Consider the following 19,382-nt stretch of genomic DNA (forward strand, 5'->3'; position numbering starts at 1 on the left):
TTTAAGAGTTAAAGAAGGGTGTGTTAATTTTAGAAGCAAGATAGGATTAAAGAATTACAAAAGGCTGTCGAGGCGATTTTTTACTTCTAAGAAGTCTATCCATGTAAGCTTCTTTTGACTAGGGGTTCTAAGAAGGTAGGCTGGGTGGAAAGTTGGCATAACAGGTATTTTTATATTATCCTCGCTTTCATAGATATGCCATTTCCCTCTTGTTCGGATAATCCCATTTTGAGATCCAGTAAGAAACTGTGCAGCAACACCTCCCAGTGCTATAAGAACACGAGGACGCGCTAAATAAATGTGCCGTTCAATAAAAGGGCGGCACAAGGCAACTTCTCTTGGTGTTGGTGTACGATTTCCTGGTGGACGCCAAGGAATAGTGTTGGCAATGTAAACATTATTTCTTGTTAAGCCAATTGATGCGAGGATTTTATTAAGCAACATCCCAGCTTTTCCCACAAAAGGAATTCCTTGTATATCCTCGTCTCGTCCTGGTGCTTCGCCTATAAGCATCAGGGGGCTTCCTGCTGTTCCATCTGAAAAACAGGTATTTTTTGCTGTCAATTTTAATGAACAGCCATTAAATGCAAGGAGAGCAGATTTTAATTCATCAAGTGTCTTGGCACTTTTTGCACTCTCTATAGCTGTGGATTCATTTTGTATAGTCCTAGAGTTATGCAGCTGATGATGATCTAATTTTACGGTTGGAGATGTTTTGGGAGATGCTTGTTGATTATGAGAAATGTTCACGACAGATATTAATTTTCTCTCTGAACAAGCAGACTGCTTAAAACGATCAATAGGGAAATCCGTCAGAACGGCATCCGCACCACTTTCTTTATAAAAGTTTAAGAGTTCTTCATAGGAAATTGAGCACGGCGTTTGATTTAACATTTTACTTTTTCTAATGATCTAGCGATTATAGATCAAACAAAATTATCCTTCAAGTTTTATTAAATGTATTCGCTAGCCATTAATGTATAAGAACGCTGATAGGATTCTCTCTTTTCACAAAAAAGGCAAATCGTAAAATGCGAGTGTTCGCGATTATATACATCTTTAAATGTACAATTTGTTTAAATTGCGCTATTTCAACTTTTTAAACAGACTAAACTCATTCATAATAAAAGATTTTTTTACTGAATGCAAGTGGTGTTATAATATTTGTTATCATTGTATTATATATTTAATACTTAATTAAAGTTACTTTTTTAGTATTTTATTTATAAAATAAAGTATAAATTTTTTATTATTATATTTTTTAAATAATTTTTATTAAAAAATAAATATATTAATGAATATATAAATATTAATTTTATATGAAAAAAATACTAAGACGTTATAAACTATTTTTACAATGGGTTAAAAGCAATGTGTGGATATATTCTTTTGCTTTTTTTACCGCTGAAATGAGAGGTTCATTTAATGCTAAATGCGCTGCAATAGCGCTTGAGAGAATGCAACCTGTTCCTCGCATTGTTCCTTTTAAACGTGGAGTAGAGATATTTATGACTTCAGTTTTGTCAATGAAGCTATCAATTGCAAGAGGCCCCTCCGCATGTCCCCCTTTTACTAAAATAGAGCGAGCTCCCAATGACAAAAGTTTTTTTGCTTGTTGTATTGCTTGCTTATCATGAGATGCCAATGGACTTTGGCTAAGAAGAGCGAGTTCTTCTCTATTCGGTGTTAAAAGATCAACATGAGGAAGCAGTTTATCGATCATAGTGTCGATGATTGTTTCCGTTATTAGTTTTCCTCCTGATGAAGCGACAAGTACAGGGTCCAAAATAACTGGAACATGGGGATAGTCTTTGAGTACGTTACAGATTGCTGCTATAATTGCTTTTGTCCCCGTCATACCGATTTTTATTGCGCTTATTGGATTTGCTTCTAGGGCAGCACGCATTTGCGCAGCGACGAGGTCTCCACGCATTGGAATGATTTCGACAACGCGATTATCATCTTGTACGTTAACACAAGTAATTGCTAAATTTGCTTTTATTTGAAAATGCGCAGAGGTTTCTATATCACGAACAATACCAGCACCTCCTGTTGGATCAGTGCCCGCAACAATAAGAATGGAAGGTATCAACGCCATGTTTGTGTCACTTTTATCCACTGCTGTACACGCTCTTCAGGTTTTTTATGGAGGATAATATCAGTCACAACAGCAGCACTATTTGCTCCTGCTTTTAAAACACCAACTGCGCGTTCTGGTGTTAAACCACCAATACCCACCAAAGGTAAAGCACCAATCCGCTTTCTCCATTGTTTGATTTTCTCTAATCCTTGCGGCATCCATTTCATTTTTTTTAAGATTGTCGGATAAATAGGACCAAGTGCAATATACTCAGGATTAGCAGAGAGTGCGGTATCCAATTCATGTTCATCATGTGTACTAAGACCAACTTTTATATCACTTTTACGAATTGCGTGAAGATCAGCATTGCTCAGGTCTTCTTGTCCCAGATGAATAAAATTGCACTTTTCATCAATTGCTATTTCCCAATGATCATTAATAATTAATTGTGCTCCCAATTTATTGCATATGTTTTTTGCACGCTTGATATGTTGACGGATTATTTGTTGATTTTCATGTTTCATACGCAATTGTACGAGCTTGATACCAAGAGGAAGCAAACGTTCAATCCAATCAGCGTTATCAACGATGAGGTAAAATGGATCCAGTTTCATGAAAATACTGCTTTTCCAATGATTGGCGTTGAAGGGACTGCTACACTGCGTGCTTCGATCATGCCAGCTTTATATCCCATACGTCCTGCTTGAACAGCTTTAGAAAATGCTTCAGCCATTAAGACAGGATCACCTGCTTTAGCAACTGCGGTATTAAGCAGTACTGCATCATAACCGAGTTCCATCGCAATGGCGGCATGTGATGGGCGTCCAATGCCGGCATCAATAACAAGAGTAGCATCAGGAAGGTAAGCACGGATAGAACGCAATCCATCAGTATTATGAGGTCCTTTGGCAGAACCAATAGGAGCACACCAAGGCATAATAACACGGCAACCAATGTCAAAAAGTTTTTCAGCAACAATGAGATCATCCGTTGTATAGGCAAAAATTTTGAAACCTTCATTGTTTAAAATTTGAGCAGCTTCGATTAAGGAAAAAATATTTGGCTGTAAGGTATCTGAATTACCGATAATTTCGAGTTTAATCCAAGCCGTTTTAAAAAGATCTCTTGCTAATTGGGCTGTGGTTACGGCCTCTTTAACAGTATAACAACCAGCAGTATTAGGAAGCACTGTTACCCCAAGTTCTTGAAGAAATTTCCAAAATTGTCCACCTTGTTTTCCACCTGCAGTTTCACGGCGCAAGGAAACAGTTACAATTTCCGTATTCGATTTATGAATAGCATCACGAAGGATTGCTGGTGAAGGATATTGCGCTGTACCTAATAGAAGACGGGAAGAGAATTGTCGTCCATAAAGATTCAGCATAATTTTAGCCTCCTTGCATTGGGCTTAAAATTTCAATTTTATCTCCTTCATGCAAGACAAATTGGCTTCGTGCATCTATGGGAACAACTTCAGCGTTAACAGCAGTTGCAAGCCAATTTCCTTCATACCCCAATTCTTCAAGCAAGAGACCGAGAGTCATAACTTCTGTTTGGACTGTTTCACCATTAACAAATACTTGCATGTTTTATTCCAATGCCAATTCCATTGCTCGTTTTGCCATTTCTGGAGACAACAGAAAACCATGTCTATAAAATCCATTAATAGAAATAAAGTTACCATCTTTATGCACAGAAGGGAAGTTATTAGGATAACATGGACGAACACCAACGCCAGATTCAATAATTTCTGCTTCAGCAAAAGCAGGATGTAAAGTATAAGCCGCGTTGAGCAGTTCCATCATTGATCTTACAGAGATTGCACCATCAAAGTCACTTTCAATCATCGTTGCACCAATCATAAAAATATTATCTTGTCGAGGTACAATGTAGAGAGGAAACCGTGGATGAAGAAGACGAATTGGACGCGAAATTTTAATATCGGTGCAGCGCACGAGAAGCATTTCACCACGTACGCCCCGTATATTTTTATCTTTTCCTAAACGTGCTATTCCTGTCGCATCAATAACAATATCAAATTTTTTTTCAGCTATTTCTACATCAACAAAACAGGCTCTATTGTTGAGAAGCTTTTCTTTTAAAGCCATAAGTGCTTTGCGAGGATCAATATGGGCTTCATTTTCATAAAAGAGTGCACAGTTAAAACGTTCCGCAAGATCTGGTTCAAGATGAGCTATTTCTGTATTATCTACGGTTTTGTGATTATGCGTACGCACAGAAAATCGTTCAAGCTCTCCTCTATCTCGTGTAGGTGCAACCACTAAAGTGCCTTTTTGTATGACAAGGTTGGGGAGCGTTTTACGCCACCATTGTATAGCTTGTACACCAAGATCTTCAACAATTTGTTCTGCACTTTCCCTTTCACAGTAAGGTGCAAGCATTCCTCCTGCATACCAACTAGCACTTCCTATAGGTGAATGAGGGGGGGCCGATACAGTAACAGAAGCACCTTTTTGCTGTAACATAAAGGCAACTGTTAAGCCGCCTACACCTGCACCTTTGATAAGAATGTTTTTCAACTGTTTACTTTCTTTTTTTGAGGAGGAACAGTTTCCATATAAAGGTCACCATTTTTCTGATATTTTTCGGCCATGGCGATCATACCTTCCCCTTTTGTTTTTCTTATTGCAGCTGCCTCACGAATATCATGGGAAATACGCATAGAACAGAATTTTGGTCCACACATGGAACAAAAATGCACTAATTTATGGACTTCTTTAGGCATTGTCTCATCATGAAAGGCACAGGCTGTTTCTGGATCAAGAGAAAGGTTAAATTGATCGTGCCATCTAAAATCAAATCGTGCACGCGAAAGAGCATTGTCGCGCAATTGTGCTCTAGGCAAACCTTTAGCAAGGTCAGCGGCATGAGCAGCAATTTTATAAGTGATCACACCAGTTTTTACATCATTCCTATCGGGGAGTCCTAGGTGTTCTTTAGGTGTTACATAACACAACATAGCAGTTCCAAACCATCCAATCATAGCGGCACCAATTGCTGATGTAATATGGTCATAACCAGGAGCAATGTCCGTTGTAAGAGGTCCCAAAGTATAAAAAGGCGCCTCATGACAAAGATCTAATTGTTGCTCCATATTTTCTTTAATTTTGTGCATTGGGACATGCCCAGGACCTTCAATCATAACCTGTACATCTTTTTTCCAAGCAATTTTTGTCAATTCTCCCAAAGTTTTAAGCTCTGCAAATTGGGCTTCATCATTGGCATCGGCAATAGAGCCAGGGCGCAATCCATCCCCCAATGAAAGAGAGATATCATATGTTTTTGCAACATCACAAATTTCATCAAAATGTTCATAGAGAAAGCTTTCTTTGTGATGATGGAGACACCATTTTGCCATAATAGAACCGCCTCGTGAAACAATACCTGTTACACGATCAATGGTCATAGGAATAAATGGTAATCTTAATCCTGCATGAATGGTAAAATAATCAACACCTTGCTCTGCTTGCTCAATAAGGGTATCACGGAAAATATCCCATGTTAAGTTTTCGGCAATACCCTGTACTTTTTCGAGTGCTTGATAAAGAGGGACTGTTCCGATGGGCACAGGAGAATTTCGGATAATCCATTCACGAATATTGTGAATATTTCGTCCTGTAGAGAGATCCATAACTGTATCTGCTCCCCAGCGAATGGCCCAAACCATTTTATCAACTTCTTCTTCCATAGATGACGTTACTGCTGAATTACCAATATTGGCATTAATTTTAACACGGAAATTACGCCCAATAATCATGGGTTCGCACTCTGGATGATTAATGTTTTGTGGAATAATGGCGCGTCCACAAGCAATTTCATTGCGAACAAATTCGGCAGTATAAATTTCTGGTATTGATCCAGAAAATGTTTCATTTGATGGTACATTCTGCCGTTCTTTTACTGCTAATCCTTCATTTTCTCGTATAGCCACATATTCCATTTCTTCGGTAATAATGCCTGCGCGTGCGTAAGCCATTTGTGTAATTGCTTTGCCATTTTTTGCTCGTAAAATAGGACGTTTTTGTTTAAAGGCTGGTGTAAGATTTTTATCAGAAGTCAATCCATTATCTTCAGGTTTAACTAATCGTGCAGGATAAGTTTCAGTATCATCCCGCTTAGAGAGCCAAGGTAAGCTAATTGCTGGCAAGCCTTTTGTAATATCAATGATCATATCTTTATCTGTATAGGGGCCAGAAGTATCGTAGACGTTTAAAGGTTTTTCACCACTGCCATCAGTCAGTGAAATTTCACGCAATGGTACGCGCACATCAGAAAAGAGAAGGCTCTGTTGATAAATTTTGCGTGAAGCGGGAAAGGGGCTACAACTGATTGATGGAGTATTTTTCTGCACAAACTTTTTCCTTATAGACACAGAGTTCAAAAATAGGTTGCGATGTTAATGGAGTTACGATGTTAATGGAGATGTATTCAAATTATCAATCACGAGCATCCGGGTGAATAGGAATAATATTGCTTTGTAGCAAAGAAAATCCAATACAGCTCAAGAAAAGTTATTTTGAAAATTGATACAATATCTATTCTAATATTTGCATGCCTCCTCCCACTTGAAGTATTTTTGTTAATACGAATATGGTTGGCTTAAATATCTATATTGTCAATCATAAAAATATATTTTAAACGATTTTGGTGTGTTTTTAAGAGTGTAAATAGATATTATGAAGTGATAAACTATGATATTGAAGCTTTTATAAACCAGAATAAAGTTAAAAACGGATTATCAGGGAAAAAGTAGATAGTTTATGGCTCTGATTGAGATTTTTTTCATATTAAAATAATAACTCAGAATACCATAAGATTCTCTCATCATACATCTTTTCATATAAAATCACTTCCTTGCACGTCATAAGTGGGGGCGTATGGGGCAAAACACTTGAAGAAAGGAAGCCCAATGTCATTTAATGAATATTCTAAGATGTGAGGACTGTCAAAACGTGGGGGACAGTAAAATGTATAATGGGTTCCAGCTTGTATCTTCAAAAGCTTAACGCTGATGATCTATAATGGCTTACTATTTTATTATTGACGTGCGCTGTCGTAAAATAAAAGGAGTATATTTTGAGCAATATTTCTTTAAAAAGTGCGTAATATGCAATATCATTATATTTTGTTTGGAGCATTCTATTCTTCATGAGGGGGATGTTCCCATTAAGAATGCGATAAACAAAAGCGTGAAACAATACCTAATCTTTATTATTAAAAATAATATTGTTTTGAATGTTTTGAAAATCGTAAGCTGAATTAAAAAATGATGATGAAAATGAACAAAGGCTTTTTATCTTGAAATTTCATCAACAATTTTAAATAGTTGGAAGAGAGAGGAAAGCAAAAGGATGTATCTCAGCACAAAAGTATACGTAAATTCATTAATTAGTTTGCAATAGAAATGCGTGCAAAGCGCTGTGTTTTAGCTTAAGACGAGGTGAAAATTCATTTTCTGAGACATAAAGCTCTTTGTTTTCAAGGTAAAGTTATTCAAGTGTCATGTGATATCGTGCAACAATATTACAGATAAGAAATCACTAATTATATACAAAAAGCTTTCTAATTATAATGAAGTGCTCTTATTATTATAATACAACAAGAGAAAAATTGAGAAAATTTGCGTCAAAAAAAATTTTAAACACTAAAATAGGTAATAATTAAAATAAACACAAACAAAGAATTATTATAATGATGATTAATAAAGCCGAAAACCAATTTTTGAATAAGTAGGGAATTATGAGGAAGAGTAACCAAATTCCCACCAATATTACTATTATTAACAGTATTATAAATGGTAGCCATATAAAAGCTGCAGCTATACAGCCAGTGATGATTGGTGCACCCCAAAGATAGACAAATGTGTTGACAAGAGATTCATAAATAAATTCGTTAGTGAATTCTTTATCTGCAGTATCATAGCATTCTATAATCGCTTTGCATTACCCCACTCACATCATAAAACTCGTTATGCACCTTATGAAGGATATAAAAACAGCTTATCTTTTAAATCTTGTTAAAAAGATCATATTTAAGTAGTGCAATTATACTAAATAGTGAGGTAAATGCTGGAAGGAATAGAAAAGGACACCTAAAATATTCTTTTTGTAATTCTACTGTAACGATTTTAAGCATCCCCCCCAATGAAAAGATTGTAAACAAAAATCCTAATATACTGCATACGATAAGATCTCCAAAACTCATATTCCCATCTTTCTTTTTGAGTGTTGGTTTTGTTGATTCATCAATACGTATTATATTTTTGTAGAATAGATCACATTTTATTCATGTATTGTAAGGTTATATATTAGCGTTATGTATGTAAAAAGTCTGGAATTTCTGAGTTTTTTATTACCTAAAGAAAATGTTTCTGACATTAGAAAATATAGCAATAACTTCAAAAACAGTAAAAATAACCCCATCGAGAGCTGGTAAAGGGTGTAGCTAATAAATGATGTATATTTTAAAGGGAAGATAGAAGTTCAAGGTGCAGAGAACACTGAAAATAAAGTCGGTAATGAGTGGAGGGGATATTTTATTTGGAAAAGACAAGCCATGGATAGTCCAATTGTCTGGCTACTTATGCAAGATTTTGTAAGGTGTTTTCTTTGATAGTTAAGGGTATAGCAAGTGTTAAATCGATGGAGCGTATTTTTTGTTTGGATTGATGAAGCAGATGAGTTAGAAAAACAGTTTAGAGAATGCTTTTTGATATTGCCATGAATTAAGAAGAACACCAATAATTGCAAGATGTTGTTTAGAATGATTTATTGTTCTTGCAAAAAAGATATACATATAATAATATATAGAGGCAGATGTGCTAAGTGTGGGAGGGGAAAAGTTGGTTATGGGGCGTTTAAAAAACAAGGATATTGTTCATAAAAATTGGGGGAGGGCGCTAGGTTATGCTTTTTAATTTTTTCCGGATCGGATACAACCTTCAAATTTTGTGAAGGTGTGTAGTGTTTCTTTAGTATTTCAAAGTATTTCTTTTCAGTTCAATGAAAGCGTGAGGAAATAGCCATATTGAATATATTCTCTATGATGTATTTAGATTGAACAAAAGCTTGTTCAAAAAAACATTGGTGATAATCCTGTAACACAATTTCAGGAATAAATTGAATAAAATAGAACAAAGTATCTGCATGTGAATAAAAACATAATGAAGCATGCAAAAAATTTGAAGCTAATTTTAAAATTTTAATACAAATGATAGCTAAAAGATAGAATTTCTTTGTTTAAAATATCGACGAGATAGATTTAAACTATTGAAAAAATAAAAAAAGATAATGTTTAAGTCAGAAACTTTCTATGTGGGTGATAAGTTATTACATTCAGTAATGGTTATATGAAATCCATAATAAGAAAAATTTTGAACAGTATTTATAAATTTTGCAACAAGATGCAAGATTTGAGAAATAATTATATAACAACAGCAAAACAACAAAACAAGATACTGAGTAACCTCAAATGAGGTGGTTACATTACACATTAGAAGAGAAAGCATTAATACTAATGTTATGAAAAGCGTCTGGTGAATTTAGGTTATAAAATTGGAAGGAGTGAAGAGAGATAAAATGCGTAAATACGGATGGTACAGTGGTTATGATGTACCAATCAACAGCGGCCGCACATTTTAGTGCACAGAACGAGAAATTGTTAGAAAAACTATGAAAATAATGGGGGATTTAAAATGTCTAATATTTACGATTGGTCTCTAAAGGCTGATGAAAATGCTTATTCAGATAGTATCATTAATTGGGCAGAAGGTCAGCCGCCTAGTTCTGTTAATGATAGTGCACGGGCGATGATGCAGCGCGTACGTGAATATCTTGCAGATAATGGAGGATCTATTAATTCAAGCTTTACAGTAAATGTGGATGATAAAACAACATTAATTACTTTAAAGACAGTTTCGCCTATAAAGAAATACAACAATGATATCGTCATACGTTTTAAAGCTTGTGGTGTAAATATTGGCGCGACAACCATAACTGTTAATAATATAGGAGAAAAGCTTATCTATAAAGCCACTGATGTGGGGGTTATACCATTAGAAGGTGGAGAATTTCAAACAGATGGCATTTATGAAATGGTATACAATAATGGTGTTTTAATAAAAGAGCATGAGGGTTGGTATTTATTAAATCCTACACCACCAAAGATAGAAAGTTTTCCCGCTGGATTCATTGCAACATTTGCTATGCAAAATGTGCCAAATGGTTGGCTTTTATGTGATGGTAAGGCCTATAAGCGTGAAGATTATCCGCTGTTATTCAATGCAATAGGTGATAAATGGGGAAAAGACAGCAATAAAACTTTTAAAGTTCCTGATTTTAGAGGCATGTTTTTACGCGGCTTTGATAATGGTCGGGGTTTAGATGGTGGTAGAAAGTTTGCGGATGAACAACAAGATAGCATAAAATCGCATACGCATATTGGGAGCATTGAAAACGCAGGCGAGCATGCACACAATTTTGAGTATCAAGGGGTAGGCTGGCCCGTTGGTGATATTGGAAGACTCCCGAATCATTATACTTATAATACGACCCTGAAAGGGAGAACAGCTTCTGCTGGTGCACATACACACAAGGTAACTCTTTCCCATACAGGTGAGGCAGAAACGCGCCCTGTTAATACAACCGTTGTCTATGCTATAAAATCATGAGTATGGTCGGGTCCATAAATAATCTATAGACCTTGATAATTTTGTTAACGCGGAGCAATTCCGCGTTATTTTCTATGCATATGAAGAGGAAATCTATATTGTTAATAGGATACTTGAGAGAGTCAAAAAACAATTTAAAAATGATTGAAAGAAAGAGTTGAGGATATAATTTATTTTATAATTGTATGATAATATAGGGAAAATATGTAAAAATCATTTAAACTGTACCGTGAAGTGATCTAGAGATACATTTTTTCATAAGGTGTTTTGATAGGGGGTAAGGTGATAAAATTATTCAACCTGAGGCATAAATAAAGTACAATATTTTAACGTTTTTTTGTGCAAAAACAGCATACCCCCGTATGAGTTAATTCATCTTATAAAGATATCTCTCACCTTGTTGTCGATTTCATTTCTTTGCATTGCCATGGTGGAGGCTTTATCTGTAAATGATAGTACTCCTTGAGTGGAATCATCATTATGCTTGTGAAGCAGAAGACAAACGCTATTTCTATACTCTCTCCTCATCCCTATATTTCGCATTGTTTTTGCATTAGGGGGGCTTACAAGAAGCGTTATTGAGTTTATTTTAAAGTTTTTATTCAATAGGTTAATTCTTTGTGATATGCCAATAAACAATTTTTTAATAGAAAGAGAAAAGTAAAAAATATTAGTATAAATTAATATTTATTTATAAAAAAAGTTAAAGTATATGTGTTATAAAGAAGATGTTACTATTAAAGCTACAAACAAATCTTTTGTGGAGGGGAGAAAAGTACTTGATTTCTATATGGTCCTTAGAAGATATAAATAATACACCCGTTATTATAACAAAGGCATTTGTACGCATTTCTTGAATCATTTTTATAAAGATAAAAGTGATAGAAAGAGTAGGAAAACGCATATTTATGTTGTATAAATTCGTATTATCTAACAGTTTGATAGCAAAACAAAACTTCACATGTTTTTAGTTACGTAAAATCTTGAAAGATTTTAAACTGGTAGTTTTTTCAAAAAATATCTTTAGGGTGCTTGGTCTTCTTTTTTAATGATAGATGACAAAAAGGAGTTCATATAAAAATAAAAAAGATTCTTGAATATTTGCGTGTTTTATTTTGCTATGGACTTTAGTTTTTAGATTGAAGCCGACAGCTTAGAGATCTAATTTCATAGGAGGATGCCGTTTGAGGGAGTATAAAAGGGATATCTTCTTTAGGTAATTCAGAAACGTTTAAAGAACAATGATAAACATTGCGGAGATTTTGTGTTGTCAAAACATTAGTTGCATTTCCTTCGCAATAAATCTCACCTTCCTTGAGCAAGATCATGTTATCTGCATAATGTGCCGCGAGATTGAGGTCATGAAGAACAGCAAGAACGCCGCCACCAGAATAGGAAAATTGTTTAGCAATATCCATAACGATGATTTGATGTTGAATATCGAGGCTAGCAATAGGTTCATCTAATATCATCCAGCGAGGAATCCCATTATGAACAGGTTTCCAGACTTGGCAAAGTACACGGGCAAGTTGTACTCTAGCTTGTTCTCCGCCTGATAATTGGTGATAATACAGGTTGCCATAATCAGAAAGGTCAACGCACTCTAAAGCTTTCTGGATAAGATTTTGCAATTCGGCTGTGGCAAAGGTAAATTGGTTTACAGAAAGACCAAGTCCTACAACTTCATGGACTAAGAATGGAAATACGAGCGTTGTTGATTGTGGTAGTACAGCGCGCATTTTTGCCATTACATGAGTTTTTGTTTGGCGTACATTATAACCATTTAAGGTTATTTTTCCGCTGTAAGGAATTTCACCACTCAGAGCTTTGATAAAAGTACTTTTTCCTGATCCATTAGGACCAATAATAATGGTAAAAGCACCACTTTTAGCTTGAAGATTAATGTGTTTAAGAATCTTCTTCTTTCCGCGCTGAACACAAATATTTGTCGCTTCAATCATGAAAAGTCTGTTCCTCGTTTGCATATAAGGATCCATAGAAAGAAAGGTGCACCAAAAAGTGCTGTTACAATCCCAATCGGCAATTCTGCGGGGGCAACAATTAAGCGTGCAAACATATCAGCAAAAATAAGTAATGCTGCTCCCAGGAGAGCAGAGCAAGGAATGAGATAGCGATGATCAGGACCTATGAGCTGACGTAAAATATGAGGAACAATAATACCAATAAAACCAATACCACCACTGACAGCAACAGCACTACCACACATAAGAGCAACAAGGGGAATAGCAATATTTTTGACGCGTTGAATATGGAAACCAATATGGCCAGCAACAGCTTCTCCAAGAGCAAGGGCATTAAGTGCTCGTGATAAAAAGGGAGAGAAAAGAAGACCAATAACGATAAAAGGAAGAACGAGCCATACTTTTAACCATGTAGCGCCCGCAAGAGAGCCAAGACTCCAAAAAGTGATATCACGCAGTTGTTGGTCATTTGCGACAAAAATCAATGTTCCGACAACTGCACTGCTTAATGCACCAAGAGCAATACCAGCAAGCAGCATGGTTGCAATAGAGGTAAAGCTATTATGCGTTGCTATTATGTAGAGAATAATCGTTGATAAAAGTCCACCAAAAAAAGCACCTATGATAACTTTATAAGGCTCTAGAAAAGGTGCAAATGAAACAGGAAAAGCAATGCCGACAACAATTGCTAAGACTGCTCCAAGTCCAGCACCTGCTGATACACCTACAATTCCGGGATCTGCAAGAGGATTACGAAAAAGCCCTTGCATAAGAACACCGGAGACAGCTAAAGCTGCTCCAATCAATAATCCCAAGATAACACGGGGAAGCCTTATGTCTATGAGCACGAGGTAATCACGCGTTTTACTACTTACCGAAAAATCTTGTGTAAGCATCACATGGAGGAGATCAACGAAAGAAACTTTTGCAGCACCATTCAAGAGCCCACCAAAAATACTGAAGATAAGGAAGATTATTAAGCTTAATAATAAAATCTTCCCCTGCTTTGAACGGCTTATTTTTTTACCTTCTTTTGCTTCAGGTAAATGCATCATGGATGTACCGTCTACCATTTTTATCAGCTCTTACCGTTTTGATTTGCACCATAAAGTATCTCAATAAGCTCTCTTGATGCGTCTGCAGTGCGTGGACCAAATCCCAAAAAATACATGGCATCCATCTGTTTTATGGCATGATTTTTTGCTGCAGTTGTTGCTTGAACTGCCGGTATGGCTAAAATCTTATCAATGCTGGTTGATCTTGCACCATGTTTTACAAGTAAGATAACATCGGGATCTGATTTCAATAACGCTTCGCCGTTGAGAAGTTTATATCCTTTATAATCGGTGATAGCATTGATAGCGCCTGAAAGTTTTATCATACTATCAGCTGCAGTACCTGTTCCAGATGCCATGACGCGTCCATTTTGCACAGAGAAAACAAAAAGAACACGCTTTGGTCTTGTTACTTTCGCCAAAAGCGCATCGTTGTCTAAAAAATTACGCTTCAATTTCTCAATTAACGCCGCGGCTTGCACTTCCCGATGAATGGCTTGACCAACGAGGCGAATCTTTTCTATCACATTTTCACGGGAGTAGTCTTCTGGTATGATCACCAGAGGTATCGATGTTTTTTTGAGAATATCAATTGTTGAAGCGGGACCGCTTCCTTCAACAAGCAATATACCCTCTGGAGCAAGTGATAAAACACCCTCAGGTGAAAGAGCACGCATATATCCAAGCACAGGAAGCTTGAGCGCTTCTTGTGGGTAGACACTTGTACTATCACGGGCGACAAGTTGATCTTGGGCTCCTAATGCATAGACAATTTCTGTAAGTGCTCCGCCGATAGAAACAATTCGAGCATTTTCAGGAAAACGCGTTGCAGGTTCAGCAATTACTTGTTTAGAAAAACAAGTAAGAGAGAGCAGTAAACACATAAGAAAAAGGTTTGATAACCTATGTAAAAGAGATATGAACATGTCCAACCTTACCTTATCTTAGTTACTGCTGTTTTCTTGGCATGATGGCAAACTATTCAATAAAGAGCGCCAATCGTCACGTTCTTTTTGTCCCTCCTTGCGTACGCCAAAGAATTGAATAACCATCTCATCAGCTTTATCGAAAACTTCAAGTGAGCTGACATACCCATCAATCGTAGGCTTGCGAACACGCCATACCTTATAAAATCCAGAAACGAGTAAATGAAGGTGAAATTTCTGATCGAGAACATTAAGCCAAGGTCCCATTTGCTTAATGTTCTTTACTTGCCCAGTGAAAATTTGGATACATCCTTTATTACCAACAAAACACATAATTGGTAACTCTTGTTGTGCAACTTGTCTGAGCATCATTTCAACAGCTTCTATTTTTAACTCATCGGCAAACTCATTTCCGACATGTTTTACAGCATCATGTCGATTAATTTTCAGTTCAGAAATAATCTCATGAAGTTGATGCACATCAGTCATCTGGCGCCAACGATCTCGGAACTTTTCAACATCCAGCTTTGTCGTATCACATTGTACTGGAGTAAGAACGGGAGAAATATCAAGTACAGGTGATTGATCGTCATGAAGCAACTTTTCAACAAGTGCAGCCCATTCATCCATATTTGTTGCGTCTTTAGAATAGAGTTTGAAAATGGCAATGCCATATTGATCAAAGAATTGCAAACTTTTCATAGGTGTTCCGAGAATAATCACATCATGCTCGAAACCAAACTTCCATTTTTTTGAAAAAATACGCAAGTCAATTTCACCGAGTGTTATCGGGATATGCTGGCTTTGAACAATTTTCTCAAAACATCCTGTTATTTCATGGACAGCATTATCATTCCGTGTCAATGCCATAACTGTGCCAAGTTTAGGAGCATTTTCCAAGAGAGTAGCGACATCAGCGCGTAGTTTTTTTGCTTTTCCAATTGTACAATAAGCCGCAACGAGTTCTGCTTCAGATATACCAATAGAGTCCGCGAAATCGCGGTTACGCATCTCTTTTTTTTCTTCACGCAAGCGAATAATCATTTCGGCTGTGTATGACATGGGCTTATCCTTATGTTACCTGTTTGAGGGTTAATTGTTTAATTTTTCAACTCAAAGACAGTAAGTCGAACCACTATCAACTAATGGTTCAACCTACTACCAAATAAGCCCTTTTTTTATTAACAGTAGAACAATAAAAACCGATAAATTACAAAAAGCTAAAGCTTAAACCTCAAAATCTGTTGTTTAGAGAACAAGAAGAACAGAAACACAATAACTTATTCTTTATCGATCTAACCTTTTTAATTGATCTAATGGTTAACAAAAGTAACTAAAATTTTTGCACGAACGAAACTTTAAAGTTGCGACCAGGCTGAGTATAATAATCCTTCGGCGTTGAGCTTTCACCGGAAGGAAGATCTGATACATTCCAATATTTTTGATTGAACAGATTATAAACACCAGCCCTTATAACAGGACCCTTTTCACCAAATGGCTTCAACCAACCTGACACATCAATAATATTATAACCTGGAATTTTTTGATAGTCCGATTCCTTAGCAACTTTATCGCGTTTGGCAGATGAGGTAAGAACAACGTCTGCTCCCCAGATTTCTTTTGCATATCCGATCCCAACAATCGCTTTTAAAGCTGGAATTGAGTTAAGATATTCATCTTTATCAAGATCTTTTCCTTGCGAATAGGCAAGAGCAAAATTGCTATGGAATCCACCATTAAGAGCCAAATGTATTTTGGCTTCAGCACCATAAATACGCACATTCGCACGATTTATGTAATGGCGACGCGCAAATTTGAATTCCTCTGATGGCCCTTTATCTATAGTATCTATGAAGTCCTTGTATTGATTAAAAAAGGCACTGACTGAACCGCCGAAATTTCCATTTCCATACCTTATACCAACATCATATCCATTGCTTGTTTCTGCTTTAAGATCAGGGTTTCCCTTCACATAATAAGCAGAGGGTTTTATATAAGAGACATAAAGTTCTGGAATACGTGGTGCACGAAAAGCTTGCGCCCATTGAGCATAAAGTGTTACTTGATTACGAACATCCAGCTCCATACGTAATTTGGGAGAAAAACGTGAACCATTTCTTTCTGGAGGAAATTTGTCAGAAATCAGAGCTTTCTCATAAGAGGACGTTTTTTGAGGGATATATTTAAACCAATCATAACGAACTCCAGGTGTTATACGGAAATGGTTATCAGCAAAGCCAATTTCATCTTCGAAAACAAAACCCAAATTATAGCCATTCGCATCTGGTGAATCTGACCGATTAGCGGGTACAAAGAGACAGCCCCGTGCATTTTCCGCCAAATGACAATTATCTTTCCCTAACAAATAATGATGAAATTTAGATGATAAAACATTAGTGGCAATCTTTAACGTATGATCTACAGTGCCAATATGAACTTTCTTGAGAGCGTTAGCATTGATACCATAATTAGTATTACGCAAAAAATTATCTCTCAAAAAATCCCCTTTGGGGGCCCTAACACGAAATCCGGTCAGAATATGACGATTTGACTGTCTTTGCCAATAAATCTGCCCACGAAATGCATCAAAAAGTGCATCTTCATTGCCATTATAGTCATAAGAAAGAGAAAGGCGTTCACGGAGTTTGTCGTCCTTATCATAAACAGAACTAGGGGCATAATATCTCTCAGAAGCATTCAATGAATGTGTATCAATGGTGTGACCAAAACGCTCGGCGGTAAAACCAAGTCGGTGATTATCATCAAGGTATTGGTGAATTTTAAAGAGCAAATTATTTTGATCAAAATGAGCAGGGTTTTTACGTGTGCGCTCTCCATAGCCCTCTAAGGTTCCCATATTTTTGCGCTCATGACCTTCCGCATAAGAACCCTGGAAAAGCAAAAACGTTTGTTGAGCACGCATTGCAACAGCTTGATCTACGTGCCAACTATTATCAACAGAATGATAACCACCTTTTATAAGACCACCCCAATTTTTTCCTTCTGTGATAAGATCTTCAGGATCAAGGGTACGCAAAGCAACAATTCCTCCTAGCGCACCAGATCCATAAAGGCTAGAATCCGATCCTTGAATAATATCAAGTGTGGAAAGTGCACCAAAATCAAACGTTGTGTTACCACTATTTCCGCGGAATATATCGTCCAACCATGGAAGAACGATACCATCCATTGTTGTAAGAATACGGCTTGCCTCTAAACCACGAATGACAAAACTGTTATTCCCTGGGTTATAGGATACGGATGGATCAAGGCGATTAATATCATAGGCATCAGTTATTTGTTTTTCACGAATATCTTTCGCGGTTTTTCGACTCGTCAAAATAGTGACCGAATCCAAGGCCGTCCCTATTTTTTTCTCTTCAATAACAATTGGTTTGAGTTCAGTGACAGAAGCTCCATCATTACTTCGTGCGAAAACAAATGAAGGTATACAGACCGATAATGCACTTAAAATCACACAGCTTTTATAGATATTTTTTCGTCTTATTTGCATAACACATCACAACCCTTTTAACGTCCCCTCTCTGTTTTGAAATTTTATTTACATACAAAAAGGCTGGACCCGCTGATTAAAACTTGCCAGCCAAGTAGAAATGATTTTGAAAACAACACAAAATCACTGGAAAACCATATTAAACATGACAAAATCAGTCAAGAAAAAAGTTGCAATTTCAAAATAGCCTGTTTTAATGAGATTGAACACCAATATTAAGCTTAAAATAGTGGCAGAAAAAACGATGAATTTTGCAAATACGAAGCAATTATTAACTCTTTGGATTGGTGCATTTGTTGGAGCTTTCTTTTTGCATGTATTATTGGGAGCGCAGTTTTATTTTCAAAGTATTGGTGTAAGTAATGGCTTGCTCTCGTCGGAGATTATGCTGACTTTTGCGCAAGAAACTGTATATCCGGATGTTGATACAGATTTGCCAGATATTCATACAGAGTCGGATATTAATACAGAGCCAGAAGTATTACAGTCTGATCTCCTAGAGCAGGAGTTAGAAGGATTGCAATCCGTGGATGAAGTTCAATCGCAAGAACCTCAGCATATAGTAGAACAGGATGACTTAAAGTCTTTAGAAGACCCCCTTCCTCAAAAAGTGGAGCATAAAGCGTTTATCAAAAAAACAATACCGATGCCAAAGGCTGTAGTAAAGCGCTCCAATACAAAGGCGGTACGTTCTTCTTCCACCAATAAGGGCGGTGGTACAGCAGGGACTGAAGATATGTTGTTAATGGAGTGGTTAGCAAAGGTACAGTCACAATTAGAAAGGCAAAAAAATTATATTGTGGGACAGCGTACCAGTCATACAAAAGGAACGGTGAAGTTAGAATTTATGGTACATGAGCAGGGGAGTATTTTTTCTAGTCGTGTAGCAGTCTCTGCTGGTGATCCGGAACTTGATCGATTAGCGATGGCGGCACTTCAACGCATTGGTTCTTTTCCACCACCACCACCATCAAAAGTGAATAAAACAATCAGAGTATCCCTAATATTTAGCTGATTTCTTATGCGGGGCGCTTTTCTTATAATATATTGATTTATAATGATTATTTATAATTTTAATGAAAGTTAAAATATAGTTTGTTCTAATTTTTTTGACGTTGAATTAATCAAAACCATTC

14 protein-coding genes are annotated in these 19,382 nt (G+C 36.5%); 2 read left to right on the top strand and 12 right to left on the bottom strand.

From position 1 onward, the window contains the following. Nucleotides 1–54 precede the first annotated feature (54 nt). From ACFILL_RS01785 to thiC, 7 genes are all read right to left on the bottom strand, one after another. Nucleotides 55–894 (bottom strand): uracil-DNA glycosylase family protein, encoded by an 840-nt coding sequence (locus tag ACFILL_RS01785; protein ID WP_273791211.1) that lies wholly within the window; start codon nt 892–894, stop codon nt 55–57. 445 nt (nt 895–1,339) lie between these two features. Further along, nucleotides 1,340–2,098 (bottom strand): hydroxymethylpyrimidine/phosphomethylpyrimidine kinase, encoded by a 759-nt coding sequence (locus ACFILL_RS01790; protein ID WP_273791118.1) that lies wholly within the window; start codon nt 2,096–2,098, stop codon nt 1,340–1,342. Further along, entirely contained in the window at nt 2,089–2,694 is a 606-nt protein-coding gene (locus ACFILL_RS01795) for a thiamine phosphate synthase (RefSeq protein ID WP_273791117.1), read from the bottom strand. The genes ACFILL_RS01790 and ACFILL_RS01795 overlap by 10 nt, the downstream gene beginning before the upstream one ends. After that, the gene (locus tag ACFILL_RS01800; RefSeq protein WP_273791116.1) at nt 2,691–3,464 is read right to left on the bottom strand and encodes a thiazole synthase; all 774 of its coding nucleotides are present in this window, start codon (nt 3,462–3,464) and stop codon (nt 2,691–2,693) included. The genes ACFILL_RS01795 and ACFILL_RS01800 overlap by 4 nt, the downstream gene beginning before the upstream one ends. A gap of 4 nt (nt 3,465–3,468) precedes the next feature. Further along, entirely contained in the window at nt 3,469–3,666 is a 198-nt protein-coding gene (thiS, locus tag ACFILL_RS01805; RefSeq protein WP_375630804.1) for a sulfur carrier protein ThiS, read from the bottom strand. A 3-nt stretch (nt 3,667–3,669) separates the two neighbouring features. Then, complete coding sequence (locus ACFILL_RS01810) at nt 3,670–4,620, bottom strand: FAD-dependent oxidoreductase (protein WP_375643109.1); 951 nt, start codon at nt 4,618–4,620, stop codon at nt 3,670–3,672. After that, nucleotides 4,617–6,452: a phosphomethylpyrimidine synthase ThiC gene (gene thiC, locus ACFILL_RS01815; protein ID WP_375643108.1), complete on the bottom strand. Its 1,836-nt coding sequence runs from the start codon at nt 6,450–6,452 to the stop codon at nt 4,617–4,619. Before thiC ends, ACFILL_RS01810 begins: the two co-directional genes overlap by 4 nt. 3,342 nt (nt 6,453–9,794) lie before the next feature. On the opposite strand from thiC, the gene ACFILL_RS01820 reads away from it, so the two are divergent. Beyond that, nucleotides 9,795–10,769: a tail fiber protein gene (locus ACFILL_RS01820; RefSeq protein WP_375630802.1), complete on the top strand. Its 975-nt coding sequence runs from the start codon at nt 9,795–9,797 to the stop codon at nt 10,767–10,769. A 1,127-nt stretch (nt 10,770–11,896) separates the two neighbouring features. Here ACFILL_RS01820 and ACFILL_RS01825 read toward each other — a convergent pair. The 5 genes from ACFILL_RS01825 to ACFILL_RS01845 form a co-directional block, all read right to left on the bottom strand. After that, nucleotides 11,897–12,730: a heme ABC transporter ATP-binding protein gene (locus tag ACFILL_RS01825; protein WP_375643106.1), complete on the bottom strand. Its 834-nt coding sequence runs from the start codon at nt 12,728–12,730 to the stop codon at nt 11,897–11,899. Continuing rightward, nucleotides 12,727–13,824, bottom strand: coding sequence for a FecCD family ABC transporter permease (locus ACFILL_RS01830; protein ID WP_375630798.1), 1,098 nt, complete (start codon nt 13,822–13,824; stop codon nt 12,727–12,729). Before ACFILL_RS01830 ends, ACFILL_RS01825 begins: the two co-directional genes overlap by 4 nt. A 5-nt stretch (nt 13,825–13,829) precedes the next feature. After that, nucleotides 13,830–14,732, bottom strand: coding sequence for a hemin ABC transporter substrate-binding protein (locus tag ACFILL_RS01835; RefSeq protein ID WP_273791109.1), 903 nt, complete (start codon nt 14,730–14,732; stop codon nt 13,830–13,832). An 18-nt stretch (nt 14,733–14,750) separates the two neighbouring features. After that, entirely contained in the window at nt 14,751–15,794 is a 1,044-nt protein-coding gene (locus ACFILL_RS01840; RefSeq protein WP_375643105.1) for a hemin-degrading factor, read from the bottom strand. A gap of 271 nt (nt 15,795–16,065) precedes the next feature. After that, nucleotides 16,066–18,246: a TonB-dependent hemoglobin/transferrin/lactoferrin family receptor gene (locus ACFILL_RS01845; protein ID WP_375630794.1), complete on the bottom strand. Its 2,181-nt coding sequence runs from the start codon at nt 18,244–18,246 to the stop codon at nt 16,066–16,068. Nucleotides 18,247–18,490: 244 nt separating this feature from the next. Here ACFILL_RS01845 and ACFILL_RS01850 point away from each other — a divergent pair, with 244 nt between their 5' ends. Then, a complete protein-coding gene (locus tag ACFILL_RS01850) occupies nt 18,491–19,261 on the top strand; it encodes an energy transducer TonB (protein ID WP_375630892.1) in 771 nt (256 codons plus the stop codon). The last annotated feature ends 121 nt before the right edge of the window (nt 19,262–19,382 follow it).

The sequence above is a fragment of the Bartonella sp. AP20NXHL genome, from assembly GCF_042196165.1.
Classification (GTDB): domain Bacteria; phylum Pseudomonadota; class Alphaproteobacteria; order Rhizobiales; family Rhizobiaceae; genus Bartonella.